The sequence below is a fragment of the Desulfomonile tiedjei DSM 6799 genome (genome assembly GCF_000266945.1).
Lineage (GTDB): Bacteria > Desulfobacterota > Desulfomonilia > Desulfomonilales > Desulfomonilaceae > Desulfomonile > Desulfomonile tiedjei.
Map to the genome: position 1 here is coordinate 4,099,944 of NC_018025.1, position 14,728 is coordinate 4,114,671.

General features: G+C 51.6%; 13 protein-coding genes. 9 read left to right on the plus strand and 4 right to left on the minus strand.

What is annotated here, in order from left to right; all coding sequences use genetic code 11:
- Positions 1–6 precede the first annotated feature (6 nt).
- The 8 genes from DESTI_RS17340 (at position 7) to DESTI_RS17375 (ending at position 9,717) form a co-directional block, all read left to right on the plus strand.
- Entirely contained in the window at positions 7–1,431 is a 1,425-nt protein-coding gene (locus DESTI_RS17340) for an HlyD family type I secretion periplasmic adaptor subunit (protein WP_014811271.1), read from the plus strand.
- A gap of 393 nt (positions 1,432–1,824) precedes the next feature.
- A complete protein-coding gene (locus tag DESTI_RS30845) occupies positions 1,825–1,983 on the plus strand; it encodes a hypothetical protein (protein ID WP_157212193.1) in 159 nt (52 codons plus the stop codon).
- A gap of 176 nt (positions 1,984–2,159) precedes the next feature.
- Positions 2,160–3,443: an L-cysteine desulfidase family protein gene (locus DESTI_RS17350; RefSeq protein WP_014811273.1), complete on the plus strand. Its 1,284-nt coding sequence runs from the start codon at positions 2,160–2,162 to the stop codon at positions 3,441–3,443.
- A complete protein-coding gene (locus DESTI_RS17355; protein ID WP_014811274.1) occupies positions 3,443–5,221 on the plus strand; it encodes an FAD-dependent oxidoreductase in 1,779 nt (592 codons plus the stop codon). The genes DESTI_RS17350 and DESTI_RS17355 overlap by 1 nt, the downstream gene beginning before the upstream one ends.
- Before the next feature lie 17 nt (positions 5,222–5,238).
- The gene (locus DESTI_RS29065) at positions 5,239–6,084 is read left to right on the plus strand and encodes an L-2-amino-thiazoline-4-carboxylic acid hydrolase (RefSeq protein WP_014811275.1); all 846 of its coding nucleotides are present in this window, start codon (positions 5,239–5,241) and stop codon (positions 6,082–6,084) included.
- A 270-nt stretch (positions 6,085–6,354) separates the two neighbouring features.
- Positions 6,355–6,738 carry a RidA family protein gene (locus DESTI_RS17365; protein WP_014811276.1) on the plus strand — a complete coding sequence of 128 codons (384 nt, stop codon included), beginning with the start codon at positions 6,355–6,357 and terminating at the stop codon, positions 6,736–6,738.
- A 43-nt stretch (positions 6,739–6,781) separates the two neighbouring features.
- Entirely contained in the window at positions 6,782–8,191 is a 1,410-nt protein-coding gene (locus DESTI_RS17370) for an amidohydrolase (protein ID WP_014811277.1), read from the plus strand.
- 239 nt (positions 8,192–8,430) lie between these two features.
- Entirely contained in the window at positions 8,431–9,717 is a 1,287-nt protein-coding gene (locus tag DESTI_RS17375) for an MFS transporter (protein ID WP_014811278.1), read from the plus strand.
- A gap of 51 nt (positions 9,718–9,768) precedes the next feature.
- Here DESTI_RS17375 and DESTI_RS31610 read toward each other — a convergent pair whose 3' ends face one another.
- Positions 9,769–9,894 (minus strand): hypothetical protein, encoded by a 126-nt coding sequence (locus DESTI_RS31610; protein WP_272913385.1) that lies wholly within the window; start codon positions 9,892–9,894, stop codon positions 9,769–9,771.
- Positions 9,895–10,223: 329 nt separating this feature from the next.
- Between DESTI_RS31610 and DESTI_RS17380 the strand changes: the two genes are divergently transcribed.
- The gene (locus DESTI_RS17380) at positions 10,224–12,089 is read left to right on the plus strand and encodes a sigma 54-interacting transcriptional regulator (protein WP_014811279.1); all 1,866 of its coding nucleotides are present in this window, start codon (positions 10,224–10,226) and stop codon (positions 12,087–12,089) included.
- 157 nt (positions 12,090–12,246) lie between these two features.
- On the opposite strand, the gene DESTI_RS17385 is transcribed toward DESTI_RS17380, so the two are convergent.
- From DESTI_RS17385 to DESTI_RS30850, 3 genes are all read right to left on the minus strand, one after another.
- Positions 12,247–13,236 (minus strand): AI-2E family transporter, encoded by a 990-nt coding sequence (locus DESTI_RS17385; RefSeq protein WP_014811280.1) that lies wholly within the window; start codon positions 13,234–13,236, stop codon positions 12,247–12,249.
- 222 nt (positions 13,237–13,458) lie between these two features.
- Positions 13,459–14,091: a LysE family translocator gene (locus DESTI_RS17390; protein WP_014811281.1), complete on the minus strand. Its 633-nt coding sequence runs from the start codon at positions 14,089–14,091 to the stop codon at positions 13,459–13,461.
- A gap of 304 nt (positions 14,092–14,395) precedes the next feature.
- The gene (locus DESTI_RS30850; protein ID WP_014811282.1) at positions 14,396–14,563 is read right to left on the minus strand and encodes a hypothetical protein; all 168 of its coding nucleotides are present in this window, start codon (positions 14,561–14,563) and stop codon (positions 14,396–14,398) included.
- Between the last annotated feature and the right edge of the window lie 165 nt (positions 14,564–14,728).

Here is a 14,728-nt window from a genome sequence, read left to right on the forward strand (position 1 = left end):
TAGGCTATGGGCATGCTGCTTCGACTCAGAGCTTTCGGCGATCTCTTGCAACGCTATAAGATGGTGATTGCGTACGCATGGAAGCATCGGAAGGAAATGGATTCACCTCCTCGTTTGTCTCATGAGGCTCAATTTCTTCCCGCTGCACTCGCCCTGCAAGAAACACCCGTCTCCCCTGCCCCGCGTGTCATCATGTGGCTGCTTATTGCATTTGCGGCAATCACTTTATTGTGGGCGTTCTTTGGTCATGTCGATGTTGTTGCCACTGCCCAGGGAAAGATCGTCCCTAATGAAAGGGTCAAAACAATCCAGCCGTTTGAGACTTCCACAGTGAGAGCAATCCATGTCACGGACGGGCAAAACGTGAAAGCCGGCGACTTGCTGATAGAGTTGGATTCCACAGCAACCGCTGCCGACATGGCTCGACTGGAAAACGATCTCATCGTTGCTAGATTACAGGCAGCCCGATCAGGTGCTTTTCTCCGGGCAATGGACGGTGGCGACCCTGTCCTGAGCGATTTGCCTGATATTCCTGTGGATCGATCGAGAGAAGAGCAGCGTCTTCTCGAAGGCCAGTGGCACGAATATAAAGCGAAGCTGGATCGCACCGAGGCTGAAGTAACCCGTGTTGAAGCGGAACTGCGTTCCACCAAGGAGGTGGTCAACACTCTTGAACGCACTGTCCCCATTGCACGTGATCGAGCGGAAGTGTTCAAAAAGCTTTACGAACAGGACGTCGCTTCAAAGCAAGACTATCTTGAACGTGAGAAGACGCTTATTGAGCAGGAGGGCCAGCTCGCATCTCAAACGGAGAAACTTCGGGAGAGTCAAGCAGCTCTCGATGGGGTCAAGAAGCAAAAAGCTTCACTTATCGCGGAGACCCGCAGAACCATGATGGACACTCAGCGGGAAGCCGACCAGAAAGTAACTGCGAATTCTCAGGAGCTGATCAAAGCTCAGCAGCGCCATAAGCAGATGAAGCTCCTTGCACCTGTAGAGGGTTCAGTCCAGCAGCTTGCAATCCATACAATAGGAGGTGTGGTCACTCCCGCGCAGCAGCTCATGATCATTGTCCCTAAAGATGATGCTTTGGAGGTGGAAGCATTCCTCGAGAACAAGGATATCGGTTTTGTCACTCCCGGTCAGGATGCAGAAGTAAAAATCGAAACTTTCACCTATACGAAGTATGGAACGATCCACGCAGAGGTGAAGCACGTATCGTCCGATGCGATACAGGATGAAAAACGAGGTCTGATCTATTCGACACGCGTCAAGCTGGGGCGCTCCACGGTTCACGTTGGCAAGAACGTGGTGAACCTGTCCCCTGGAATGGCGGTAACAGTCGAGATAAAAACCGATAAACGAAGAGTGATCGAATATTTTCTTACACCTCTTATCCAACACGCAAATGAAAGCCTACGGGAGCGATAGTAAATGTGATGACAACCCTCTATTACCATCACATTGATGCAACCATTCTCGGTAGACTCTTGACTCTGTATTTTCCGAATTACCCACCTTGTAAGAAAGATCTTGATGCACTGGTGTCAGAGTTGAATGAGCAGAATTGTTAACTGACACATATTGTGGAAGCCTGCCAACGCGTCCTCCTACTCTTGTCCATTCCCGGATCCGCTATTGCAGCAGAATTCGACAAGTTCATTGCCAAACGCCGACTGAATCAAAACGATGCTCTGCGTGAACCGATTTTACCCTTTGTGAATGCCCTACGATTGTTCTCTCGACCCTGGCGTTGCACCCCTGACCTCCTCGCTGGACAGCTTGAATCTCATGAATGAGACAGTCTCAGATGTGAGACAGGTCATGAATAGTCCGTTTGTACGGGTATCCATTCTCGAAACTAAGACAAGGACGGTGTGCTGGGGCATCTATCATAAGTTCCAGGGACCGCTTGAGATCTGGCTGGCCGAGAATTCGTCCGATCACGATGCCATTCTCCTTCCTGCGACCAATACCTCGTAATGGCTCCGTTCCCAATGGCTTGCCACTTTTGGGGCAGTCAAAGACCGCCTCGGGCTAGGGACTCGACGTTTCGTACACCGACAGCTCTCTCGCACTACAAAGTGAGCAAGCACTTTTGGTACATCCCTTGCATATAGCGTTGACGCGATAAAGAGATAATAAGGAGGTCACAGACCTTGTCAACCGAAAGGAACAAGAAACTGCTGGAGGTTCTGCAAAGTGTGGTGACGCCGGCCAGCGGCTGCACAGAACCCGTGGCAGTAGCCTATTCTGCCGCTCTGGCAAGATCAAAGGTTTCGGGTACGTTGGTGGGTGTGGAAATCCGATTGGATCCGTTGCTCTTCAAGAATGCGTTAAGAGTAGGGATACCAGGAACTACTGCCAGAGGTTTGCAGATAGCTGCTGCTTTGGGGATAGTAGCCGGCAAACCCGAAAAGGGATTCTGTGTAATAGACCAGTGCACTGAAGAGGATGTCGAAAAAGCCCAAGAAATAGTTCAACAGAAAAGGGTCACCATCACAGTGCCGGAGAATTGTACCGAATTATTCATTGAAACCATTTTAACGACCGATCAAGAAAAAGTGCGCGTCATCACGAAAAACCAACATCTCAATGTGGTCAGCATTGAAAAAGGAGATCATTTTCAACCGTGGGACCTGAATGCGCAACTGCCGGACTCGTTGGCCCATGATATCCAGGCCTACGACTTGGAGGATTTCATCTCATTTGCCGAGACTGTGTCAGTCAGTGATTTGAGTTTTCTCCAGGACGGGATTGCAATGAACATGACTATTGCCAGGGAAGGCTTCGCCATAAAGAACGGCGCGAGCCAAAATTATGCCAAGCTGGTTTCCGAGACATTCGTGAGCGACGATATGATCAGTCTGGCGGAAAGACTCTGCGCTGCCGCGTGTGAAGCAAGAATGTCCGGGAGTCGGCTGCCTGCTATGACCTGCGCCGGAAGTGGCAATCAAGGCATCACTGTTTTCCTCACCATGGAGGCTGTGGCGGAAAAGACTGGGGTCTCCCAAGAGAAGCTCTTGCGGGCTCTAGCGTTGAGTATCATTATCACCGTCTATTGTAAGTCGTTTACAGGAACTCTATCCCCCATGTGCGGATGTGCAATATCCGCTGGGGTGGGCACCTCCGCGGGGGTGGCATACCTCCTCGGTGGTGATGCCAGGCGAATCCTGGGGGCGGTCAGCAACGTCGTCGGAAGTATTTCGGGGATGATTTGCGATGGAGCCAAAGAGGGTTGCGCATACAAAGTCGCCTTGGCCTCCGGATGGGCCATAAAAATGGCTCTTCTGTCCATGAGAGGCTCGGTAATCAGCAATACCAACGGAATACTTGCCGACAACTTCAGAGAGTTGTTTGACAATCTTGGAGCTCTCTGCAAAGAAGGAATGGCTTCGGCCAATAAGGTTATACTTCGGCTGTTGACAAAAGGAGGCAGATAATGTCAGCCACAATAATCGATACGGACGTGTTGGTTGTGGGGGGCGGCGGGGCCGGCTTCAGGGCCGCGATCGGCGCGCGTCAAAAGGGTGTCAGGGTGGCGTTGTTGAGCAAGGGGCCTATAGCACGATGCGGAGCGACCCCGATGGCAGGAGCGGATTTTACGCTGAATGGCGCGAGCATGGCTAAAATCGAAGGGCTGCAAGGAGATCCCAACGACACGCCTGAGAAGGTCTTCAACGACATTGTTACGCAGGGCTGGTTCCTGAACAATCAGAAGTTAGTCGAACAGTATATCAGAGTAGCGCCTCAATGCCTACGGGAGCTGATTGAATGGGGAATCAAGATAAAAATATCCGACGAGCGCATGGTGTTCACCTCCGGAATCGGCATCATGGACGCTTTGCTGAAAAAAGCGAGGTCCCTCGGCGTGGACCTGTTGGAGGACACCGCTCTCCTTGAGCTTTGCACGGAAGACGGAATCGTCACGGGTGCCGTCGGGCTGGATATTCGTTCCGGGGAGTTCGTACAGTTTCACGCCAAAGCCGTGATCATAGCATCAGGTGGCTGGCACAAGGCTTTCTGGCCCAATACGGGTATGCGGGATCTCTCGGGGGACGGGACCGCCATTGCCCATCGTGCGGGTGCGGACCTCGGAAACATGGAATTCATAACCTTTTGCTGCAACGTGTTTCTCGAACCCCCTATCTGGAGGGGGAGCATCGCACCGTACATTCTCAGCTTGTTCATGGGCGGTCGTTTGACCAATAGCGACGGAGAGGAATTCCTCAAGAAGTATGATCCCTTCGTCGTTGAAAAGGGAACCTTTACGGAGTGGAACAAGAGCTTCATTTCGCATGCCACCTTGCAGGAAGTCCGAGCGGGCAAAGGGTTGCCCAACGGAGGGGTGCATTACACCAGGGGAGACGTGCCGTGGGAGAGAGTCGAGGGCGTCGTCTCCTTGATATTCCCAAATTGGAAATATAAGGCTATCGACCTGTCCGACTGGGGCAAAAAACTCAAAGAGAATGACCCCATGGAGGTCGGGGCCGCTGCGGAATATTTTGACGGCGGAATCGTAATAAACGATCGATTTGAGACCACCGTTCCGGGTCTGTATGCGGCTGGGGAATGTAGCCTGGGCGTTTTTGGAGCCAACCGCGTTTTTTCGGCCATCACCGAGATGCTTGTTCACGGAGCGGACGCTGGAGCCAATGCAGGAGAGTACGCAAAAGCGGCACACGTTCCCAAGACCGACGCGAAGGTTCTTGCAGGCTTGCAGGAGAGCGCCGAGGCACCTCTGCGCACTTCCAATGGACTCAAGCCGGCTCAGGTGAGAAGACGCGTCCAAGAAGCTGCCCATAAACATCTGGGGCCGATACGCAACAAGGAAGAGCTTCAGGCATTCATCCAATTCCTCGACTCAGTCAGCAAAGACGAAATTCCGAATCTGGCGTGCAGCTCGAAGAGCCGGAAATACAATAAAGAGTGGCTGGACGTCATCGAAACGAAAAATATGGTTCAGTTGCTTGATATGGCCGCTCAAAGCGCTCTAGCCCGTGAGGAAAGCCGAGGAGTCCATTTCCGTGAAGATTATCCGAACACCGACAATGATATTTGGCTCCAGGAGAGCATTCTGAAACGCACAGGTGACGGATTTGCTCTGAGCAAGCGACCCGTGACAGTCACCGCTATGAGTCTACCCAAAGGCACTCATCCTTACTTGGAATTCATGAAGGAACTCATGGCGTCGCATTCTGACACTCTCGGAAAACACTAAGAAATGAGGGAGAACACATGTCCGCCGACACGATAAAGGCAAAGGTTTTTCGCTTTGACCCTTCCGCAGACGCTGAATCTCATTACGATACCTACGAGGTTCCTTTCGAGGAAGGGATGAGCGCTATGGATGTGCTCGATTACATATATCAGAATCTGGACAGCACCCTGGCCTATTACGACCACGCGGGCTGCTCGCTTGGAATCTGCGGTCGATGCACGGGAAGAATCGACGGCAAGCCCGGCTTGTTTTGCCAGACCAGCGTTGATGGCGACGTCACGCTAGAGCCTCTCTCCAAGGAGAAGGCTCTGAAGGACCTCGTGATAGATAAGGATTCCCTGGGGAAACAGAGAGAAACGGCCGCTGGAGAGCAGGAAGGACCCGCAGCCTCGGACATCGACACGGTCTCCACCCTCACACGAAGGGAAATTGAGGCCCTGATTTCCGTTCCGCTGATCGAAGCGTTTATTGAAGAATTCGGCCGTGAAAAAACTCTCGAGGTAGTGGAAAAGGCCATTGCCTCCCTGGCGAGGACTGCAGGCACTGCCCTGCGAGATGTGGTCGGAGGCGATACCCTGGAATACTTTCAGAACAAGGTCTTACCTCTTTTCGGCAAGGGCGGAGCTCTGGATGTTGAAGTGCTCGATACGACACCGTCGCGTGTTGCATTCAACGTCACACGATGCCGATATGCCGACATGTACCGGAAATGCGGGCTGGAAAACTTCGGATACATACTCTCCTGTGCCCGTGACTATTCGTTGATAGAGGGTTTTAACCCGAAGATCAAGTTTACGAGGACGCAGACGATCATGGAAGGCGCGGATTTCTGCGACTTTCGGTTGTCGATGGAGGATGCCTGAGTCGGCGACCCGTGGAAGCAATCCTCATGGCTACATGAGCATGTTTGCTCGCTGCAGAGGGCATGCAAGATCCGGCAGGCCGAACAGCGCCAGGCGTGTGCGATCAGAATGACAAGCCGGAAAGCCTTCGGCTATTCCGAGGCGTCATGCGAGGCCATTTTATTTCTCTCTGCAAGGCTGGCCCAAGGTTCAGGCAAGGTTGATAGCGATGGCCCCTGCAGCGTCTCGCAAGAAATAGACCAATTAACAGAGAGAAGGGAGACGACTGATATGAAAAAGCGAGTGATTGCATCCCCGGAAGCACCGACGCCGATAGGTCCGTATTCCCAAGCGATTCAAGCAGGCAACCTGGTGTTCTTGTCCGGACAGATTCCTATCGACGCTCAAACGGGAGATGTTGTCATGGGGTCCGTTGAAGAACAGGCAAAGCTGGTCTTGGAAAATATCAAGCACGTGCTGGTCGCGGCCGGGACCTCCCTGGACGCGGTAGTTAAGACCACGGTGTTCCTGCAGAACATGGACGACTTTCCCAGGGTCAACGAGGTCTACGCTACTTTCTTCACGGACGAGCCGCCGGCACGCTCCTGTGTAGAGGTGGCAAGGCTCCCAAAAGGAGTCCTTGTAGAGATTGAGGCCATAGCTCTCGTACCTTGAGCGGTACACAGAGGCAGGCGAAAGAGTTGTAGAGGTGGACAAAATGACGTCTGAAATAGGGCTCAAATGGGTGAACGAGCATTCCGAGCGGCTCATAGAGACAAGCGACAAACTGTGGGAATTTGCGGAAACAGCGCTGCATGAATACCAGTCTTCGGACTTGTTGCAAGGCGAGTTGAAGCAAGCGGGATTCGAGGTAGAAACTGGAGTCGCCGGCATGCCCACCGCATTCAGGGCTCGTTGGGGTAATGGAACCCCTACCGTTGGATTTCTGGCCGAGTACGACGCTCTTCCGGGACTGAGTCAAAAATCCGTCCCCAGGAAAGAGCCGATGAAGGAAGGAGCGCCCGGCCACGGTTGCGGCCACAACCTCCTGGGAACTGCGGTCCTCGGCGCAGCACTAGCTCTGAAAGCCGAAATGGAACAGGACAACTTATCCGGTACTATCGTTGTGTTCGGATGCCCGGCCGAAGAAATCATGGTGGGAAAGATTGTTATGGCCAGAGAAGGGCTTTTCGACGAACTGGACGTCGCCCTCACATGGCATCCTCAGTCGCTCAATGGTGTTATGAACTGCGGATGGGTGGCCATGAATTCGGTGAAATTCGATTTTCACGGCATAACGTCCCATGCCGCTTTTGCGCCGGAAATGGGGCGGAGCGCTCTGGATGCAGTCGAATTGATGAATGTGGGGGTCAACTACCTGCGGGAACATGTGTCGAGCAATGCCCGGATCCATTACGTAATAACGAATGGAGGCCGAGAACCGAATATCGTGCCCGGGTACGCTCAGGTTTGGTATTACATTCGCGCCCCGAAGAGAGAAGAAGTCGACGCAATATATGCACGCATCAAGGATATTGCAGAAGGTGCGGCCCTGATGGCGGGCACGAAAGTGGAAGCACGCCTCTTGACCGCATGTCATGATTGTTTGCTTAATACTTCTCTCAACCGACATCTCTCCGATTCCATGCAATGTGTAGCTTCACCTGTGTGGAGTGAGGAGGAGCTGAGGTTCGCAAGGGAATTGACACAAGGCTTCGACGCGAATCAAAGAATGAGGCAGATCAGCATCTTTACACGGGATAACCTGGAAGGGCACATGTTACATTCGGATGTGCTCCCTCTTAATGATACCCATATTCTCTTGCCCGGCTCTACGGATGTGTCTGATGTGAGCTGGATAGTCCCGACAGGTCAGATCATGACAGCCTGTTACCCTATCGGGATACCACCGCATTCCTGGCAGCTTACAGCGAGTGTCTCCACGAGCATTGGGCACAAAGGCATGCTGTACGCCGCGAAGGTCCTGGTAAAGGCTGCTTCGGAGTTGATTCGTGAGGCCGGCTTGTTGGCACGCGTGAAGGCGGAACATCTGAAGAATACTTCAGAGAAAAAATACGTATGTGCACTACCGGAAGACTTCTCGCTTTCGACTGTGCATTTGGAATAACTCGCGTTCGCATAATCGCAGCGCCTGCCATTCACCTCTGCCGATTAGAACGAATCGGCATGAGAATCGCATTTCTACCCGGCCGCTACGGAACTTGAATAACGCGCATACGGTCGGAGAGTGGTCATGAAGAGTCTGGAAAAAGTGAGATAGGTCATTCAAAGACTGGAGCGTTGTTCACGGAGGGGACAATCAGCGGCGGCCCTTGTGCAGACTTGAGAAATCAAAGGAGAATCGTCATGTCGATTGAAGCGACAAGATTGGACCAGCCCAGTGCCCCTGTGATAGCCAACGTCAAGGTTGGCAAGTTAAGATTATGGATTTGTGTGGTTACATTTCTGGCGTACATGGTAGCCTTTTTCGATCGCGCGAACGTTGCGGTTTTGATTGCGGATAACGCTTTCACAAACGCCTTCGGGATCACCGAGGACAAATCTGTCCAGGGATTGCTACTGACAGCTTTCTTATTCTTCTACGGTGCCGCCTGCTTCTTTGCCGGGCCTTTCGTACACCGCTTCGGGCCCCGAAATACTCTTGGGTTCGCTCTCGCATTTTGGGCTGTCCTCATGACCGTCATGGGCTCCATTTCATCCGTGGCCGTATTGCTGGTTTGCCGTGCACTCTTGGGTCTCGGCGAATCGGTCCTTGGTCCAAGTACTTCCAAGTTGGTTCAAGCCTGGTTCCCGGTTCACGAGAGAGCCAAGGCCAACGGGGCGTGGTACATGGGCATTCAGTTGTCCCAGATGCTTTCCATGCCATTAATCGCGTGGTGCATCGCCTTATTCGGCTGGAGAGAGAGTCTCTTCATGCTGGCAGTAGCTGGAGCTGTCCCGGTTCTTCTTTGCTTCCGGTTTGTGTACAATTCTCCTTCGCTGCATCCCAGAATCACCAAGGAAGAAGTTGCCTACATTACGGCGGGGAGAGAGGGGGAAGTAGCAGAGGAGCGTGCGGGACGATTCTCCTTTGTTCGGAACCAGGATTTTTGGTTAATCGCTCTCATTTACGCGTGTCTTAATGCCGGATTCTGGGGGTTCATGGGATGGGTTCCCACCTATTTCAAGGCTACCCTCGGGTTTTCATTTACCACCATGGGGGTGCTTTCAGCTTTGCCTTATGTAGCTGGAGCAATTTCGATCATAGTTGTCCCCCCACTCATGGATAAGTTCAACTCGAGAGCCGCTTTCGTCATGATCGGTTGTCTCGGCTTCGCCGTCCTGCTCTTCGTGGCCATGTACGCCACAACACCGGCCATGTGCGTGGCTCTCCTTTGTTTGGCTCAAGTGTTTCTTTCACCGGCAATCGTCGGCGTTTGGACCGTACTCCAAAACGTTACGAAATCTACAGAGGTGGCCAATGCGACAGGGTTCTTCAACGGTGTGGCATACGTGTTCGCATCGGCGTTCCCCTATGCAATGGGTGCCCTCTATTCTTTCACGGGAAATCTGCAAAACGGTTTCTTCTTACTCGCTGCCTTGATGGCAGTTGCCGTGTTCTCCAGCCTGCCTCTGATCAAGCGGCGCTTGTGAGGCAAGCAATTTTCCGGGCATGGCACTCGGCGAAACGGGTTCCAAGGCTTCCTAGGAGACGAGCGCGGATGTCGGCATGTCCGCAGTCTCGGCAACCTGTACCAATGTGCGTTCAAAGAAGTAATCCACGCCACCGGCGGGAGCAAATCCGGTCCCGGCAAATAACAGGTTTCTCAATATTCCCTCTATGAAAACACATTGGTATTATCCATGCCACTCTCTGCCCCGCGGCTTGAAGGCGAAGAACAACGCCTCATGCCGCGGCCCCTATATTGCTTCCCCTATCCCTCTTTGCTATGCTCGACGTCAGTCCTGTGGGCTCGACAAACGAATCGTTCAACTCCTTTGAGGAGACGCTATGCACCGTCGCACGAAAAGATCTGTGAAAAGAGGACAGGAGCCATCGCCCCCCAACAACGCCAAAACTCAAGGGGACAAATTCCTCTTCCAGGTATGCCCCGCTAACCGCTGCTTGTTAGAAAGGTAGGCGAAGTGAGGCCCGAATCATGTCAAAAGGACCGCGCACAGCTCAGGATTACCACCACCAGTACCAGCAACTCTCCCAGAGAGTCGCGGAGGCTATCCAGGCAGTCCTGCAAATTGACGTGACCATCATGGACCATCAAATGGTCCGGATAGCCGGCACAGGAATATACAGAGATTGCCTCGGTCAAACCATCGAGACGAAATCAGCCTTTCATTACTGCTTGCAGACCAAAACTCCGATCACGATAGAGAACCCGGAAGACCACACTATTTGCAAAGAATGCGTACGTCGGCCCGGTTGCTCTGAAAAGGCTGAGATCTGCGTCCCAATAAAGTACAAGAAGGAATCGGTAGGAGTCATCGGTATTATCGCCTTTACCGAGGACCAAAAACACAGGTTCCTGGAGTTCGCTGAACGCTACTGCAACTTCCTACAAAAAATGGCATCTCTCCTGGAGGCAAAATATTCGGAAATTCAAATACTCATCGAAAACGAACTGCTGAGGTCACGGATAGGAAATATCATCAACCACTTGCATGAAGCCCTTCTTCTCTTCAATGACAAAGGCATGGTCTTGTACAAGAATGCAGCTACTACAAAATTGTTGAGAGAATGTAAAGTTCCAAATGATAAGGCGTTTATCGATCAGGTGTGGGACAGCGAGCCGGTTCGTGCTGCAGTTACCCGGAGACGATGCGATGCAAAATTGGATGAGATAATCATCAGGTACAGGAACGAGCAGTTTTGTCTCCTGGCCACGATATTCATACTCAAGAGTCATAACGGAGAAGATGACATCCTGGTCTCACTGCAGGACCTCAAGAAGATGCAAGAGAAGGTAATGCAGTCCCTTGAGGGTAGCCAGGTCGTCATTCGATTCAAAGACATCATCGGAATCTCGAAAAAGATACTTGAGGCAAAAAATGCTGCCCAAAAAGCCGCTCTCGCGGGTTCTAACATATTGTTATTCGGAGAAAGCGGCACGGGCAAGGAAATATTCGCCAGAGCGATACATAATGAGAGCGCGAGGGCTTCCGGCCCCTTCTTGCCCATAAATTGCGGAGCAATACCCGACGAATTATTGGAAAGTGAGCTTTTCGGCTTCGAAAAAGGGGCTTTTACCGGTGCCCACAACACGAAAATAGGCAAGTTTGAGGCGGCTGAAAAGGGCACGATATTCCTGGACGAAATAAGTGAAATGCCTCACAGGTTGCAAGTAAAGTTGCTGCGAGTCATTCAGGAAAGAGAAATCTTTCGTATCGGGAGTAACAGGCCGCGTAAAATAAATGTTCGCATAATTTCCGCGACAAACAAGGATCTTTTTCAGCTCGTAAGCAGCGGCATGTTCCGGGAAGACCTTTACTACAGACTGAATGTCCTGCCGATTCACATTCCGCCTCTCCGCGACAGAAAAGGTGACATCTTGTTCATGACCGACCATCTGATTGCCTACTATTCGCGTATACTTAACAAGAAAATCACAGGTATTGCAGAAGAGGCGAAAAAAATACTCCTCTCCTACGATTGGCCCGGCAATGTGAGAGAGCTGCAAAACGTCATAGAATATGCCGTGAATTTCGCATCAGGCGCAGTGATATCCAAGGAACTCATACTGAAGAGAGTGAACGTGATGAGAGCGGGATGTCGGAAACGAAGTAGCGCAGTGGAAGCCAAGCAAGCGGATTCATTACAGAGTTGTGTGGAAAGAACGGAAAAGGAGATTCTTGAATACAAGGTGCGCTTGTATAAAGATGACGCAGAATTTGTCACCAGGATTTGTCAGGATCTCAAGATCGGCCGGGCCACCTTCTATAGAAAGATCAAGAAGTACAACATTTCTCTCAACGGCGAAACTACCTCGGAACCTCGTTTCACAGTGTGTTGAAATCGTCCCCTTGTGGGGTGAACCACTGACTGCTGCACGTCAGGTAAAGGAACAATACGCCACCCCTGAAGCTCAGTTATCAGCAGTATGACGAACGCTCGTGAGGCGACGATTCGTCTATTCTGTGATGTTTTCACCTGCAAATGTCACCGACTTCTTAAATCATGTTTTGCTCTCTCAGTTCCGACTTGAGCCAGGCGTACGCTACCGGAGCTGCAACGAGACCGGCAATGCCGAAAATTGCCTCCATGGCTATCATGGCACAAAGGAGTTCCCAGCTTCGGGCCTGCACTTCTCCCCCGATAATATGTGCATTCACCAGGTATTCGAGTTTGTGAATCCCCGCGAGAAACAAGTAGGAAGCCAATGCCACTTGAGGGGATATTCCCAGGCTGATCAAAACGATGAGAGTGTTTGAAATGACGTTTCCCAACACAGGAAGGAGGTTGGTAACGAAAGTAAAGGGGATCAGAACTGTGACTAGAGGGAAACGGACCCCGGCCAACGGCAGGAATACTGCTAAATAGAGTGCTGTCAGAACGGTATTGAGTGCCGAAATCTTCACTTGAGCGAGCACGATTTTATCGAAAGCATCTGTCAAGCCTTTTGCCCGAGCATGCAGAGCACTCGCGAACGGAGGAAATCCATCTATATTGCTAAAATGCTGAAGAGCTGTCATTCCTCCTACGATCATCCCCAACAAAACCTGCACAAATGTCTTTATCCCCGCAACTCCGGCCGCTGAAATTCTCTGAGCATGTTCTCGCAGCATTTCAGTGATTTGCGCTCGTAGATCTTCCACCGTATGGGGAATCAAATCGGACATGTCGTGAGGCAAGGAACGTTTCAGTTTTTCAAGGGTTTCCGCAGCGACTTTCAGAAGGGCCGCCATTCCCCCGCTTCCATTGAGGAACCAGGCCAGCCCAAGGCCAGTCCCCAGGAGTCCAATAACCACGAGGACAGCTATCGCAGCCAATGCCACTTTGTGCGTAAGGCCACCCCATCGAGCAGGTAGTCTCGATGCAAGCTTCAATGTAAGGACATGAACTGCAAGACCGGCAAAAACCGCAGGAAGAAGACCGAAATGGATTACCAGCGGAACGGCTAATGTGCAGAGGATGTAAGTAGCGTTCACGGAATTAAGCATCGTGATACTCAATCATAATCTACCATGCAAGGATTCCCAAAAGACACGGCATCCACGAAGTAATCCTCTTGGATGCGAAATCGTACCAAACTACTTGTCTCTTTATTCTCTCTTATCGTCCCGAGCAAGACACGAAAACCCTTCATTAGGAAGAATGTAAGCTGTCCGTAGGAATGTGTTTTGATGAAACAGCAGACAAGTACCTCTCCCAATAGCCCATCTTCATCGTGCGAAGCAGGTTGTAAGCGTCCTCAGAAGCACAATGCTTCCGAATACGGCGATGATGCCTCCGGACACGCTGTTCACCATGCGAAGGTGCATCCGATCCATTCTATGCGCAACCATTCCGGCGGTAAGCGCCAGTATTGGAGCCCAAATAGCTGAACCGACGATAACTCCGAACACCAGTTTGCCGGCAGCCACATAGTCTCCTTTCCACCCGGGCACGCCAAGGGCAGCAAAAGCGGCTGTGAAAACCAGAAGAGGCACGGGATTGGCAAGTGTAAGCAGAAGAGCCGATAAGAAGGCATCAATCAAGCCTCTTTTATCCGAATTGTTCCGCTGCATCGGAGGATCCGAGCAAACTATGACGATGCCGACGATAGCTATAAGCAGTCCGCCCACAAGCTGAATCCACTCATGCGCCCGTTCCAGGGCATCTGCAATGAACGTTATGCCAAAACCCGCTATGCAACAGTAGATTCCATCGACAGAGGAAGCCCCCAATACGGACACCAGGCCTGCAAGACGTCCATGGGTGAGTGTTCTCTTGACGCACAGCAAACCAATCGGGCCGATGGGAGAACATGCGAAAAACCCCACGAACAGTCCCTGCACGAATGCTGCTACTTCCATATCAACTCCTCAGATGTGCCGTCGCGACTTCCCTGCCCTGGCACTTGAGTAGGATGTTTCGCGAAAAAGCTTCTTTCGGGTTTTCCCTCGATCCGGCACATCTTCGGGGAACTGTGAATTATTCTCAGCCTGTGTTCACAGCCTCTAAAATTCTCATTCAAACCGTCATGGTGAAAAAGCCTGCCCCCAACTATATGATTTTTCAGAATAATCATATTATCACCCGGTTATTACCCGGCCGACATTGTAGGTTTGGGAATTTTTCCACGCTTTGACGGACAAAACGACACTCTCCCGCTTCGACTCAGGCGTTCTCTGAACGCGGTTGTTCTGGACAATGGTTTGCCTCATTTGCTTGCTGTTCGAGTCGATCCATCTCGTCCAGGTAAACCGCCTCCAGAGTGGTGCGCACTTTTCCCAAAATTTGAACAAAGTCTTCGATTTCGATTATATCGCTTTTTGCTTCACACATTTTCAGGCTCCTGTTCGGGTTATGGCATCGAAATGCATTAACGTTCAGTGATCGGCCGTTCCCGGAACTCTGGAGAAGATTACCCGGCTCATCTCGCCTTCCAGCTCCAAACTTGAGCGCAAGCTGCACTCTGGCTCGAGACAATAAGCGAAGACCCCCCGAACG

What these genes read in the sequence shown, in the direction of transcription:
- DESTI_RS30845 (WP_157212193.1), top strand. Translation starts at nt 1,825, where the DNA reads ATGAATAGTCCGTTTGTACGGGTATCCATTCTCGAAACTAAGACAAGG.
- DESTI_RS17355 (WP_014811274.1), top strand. Translation starts at nt 3,443, where the DNA reads ATGTCAGCCACAATAATCGATACGGACGTGTTGGTTGTGGGGGGCGGC.
- DESTI_RS17390 (WP_014811281.1), bottom strand. Translation starts at nt 14,091, where the DNA reads ATGGAAGTAGCAGCATTCGTGCAGGGACTGTTCGTGGGGTTTTTCGCA.
- DESTI_RS17380 (WP_014811279.1), top strand. Translation starts at nt 10,224, where the DNA reads ATGTCAAAAGGACCGCGCACAGCTCAGGATTACCACCACCAGTACCAG.
- DESTI_RS17385 (WP_014811280.1), bottom strand. Translation starts at nt 13,236, where the DNA reads ATGCTTAATTCCGTGAACGCTACTTACATCCTCTGCACATTAGCCGTT.
- DESTI_RS17340 (WP_014811271.1), top strand. Translation starts at nt 7, where the DNA reads ATGGGCATGCTGCTTCGACTCAGAGCTTTCGGCGATCTCTTGCAACGC.
- DESTI_RS17375 (WP_014811278.1), top strand. Translation starts at nt 8,431, where the DNA reads ATGTCGATTGAAGCGACAAGATTGGACCAGCCCAGTGCCCCTGTGATA.
- DESTI_RS17365 (WP_014811276.1), top strand. Translation starts at nt 6,355, where the DNA reads ATGAAAAAGCGAGTGATTGCATCCCCGGAAGCACCGACGCCGATAGGT.
- DESTI_RS17370 (WP_014811277.1), top strand. Translation starts at nt 6,782, where the DNA reads ATGACGTCTGAAATAGGGCTCAAATGGGTGAACGAGCATTCCGAGCGG.
- DESTI_RS30850 (WP_014811282.1), bottom strand. Translation starts at nt 14,563, where the DNA reads ATGTGTGAAGCAAAAAGCGATATAATCGAAATCGAAGACTTTGTTCAA.
- DESTI_RS29065 (WP_014811275.1), top strand. Translation starts at nt 5,239, where the DNA reads ATGTCCGCCGACACGATAAAGGCAAAGGTTTTTCGCTTTGACCCTTCC.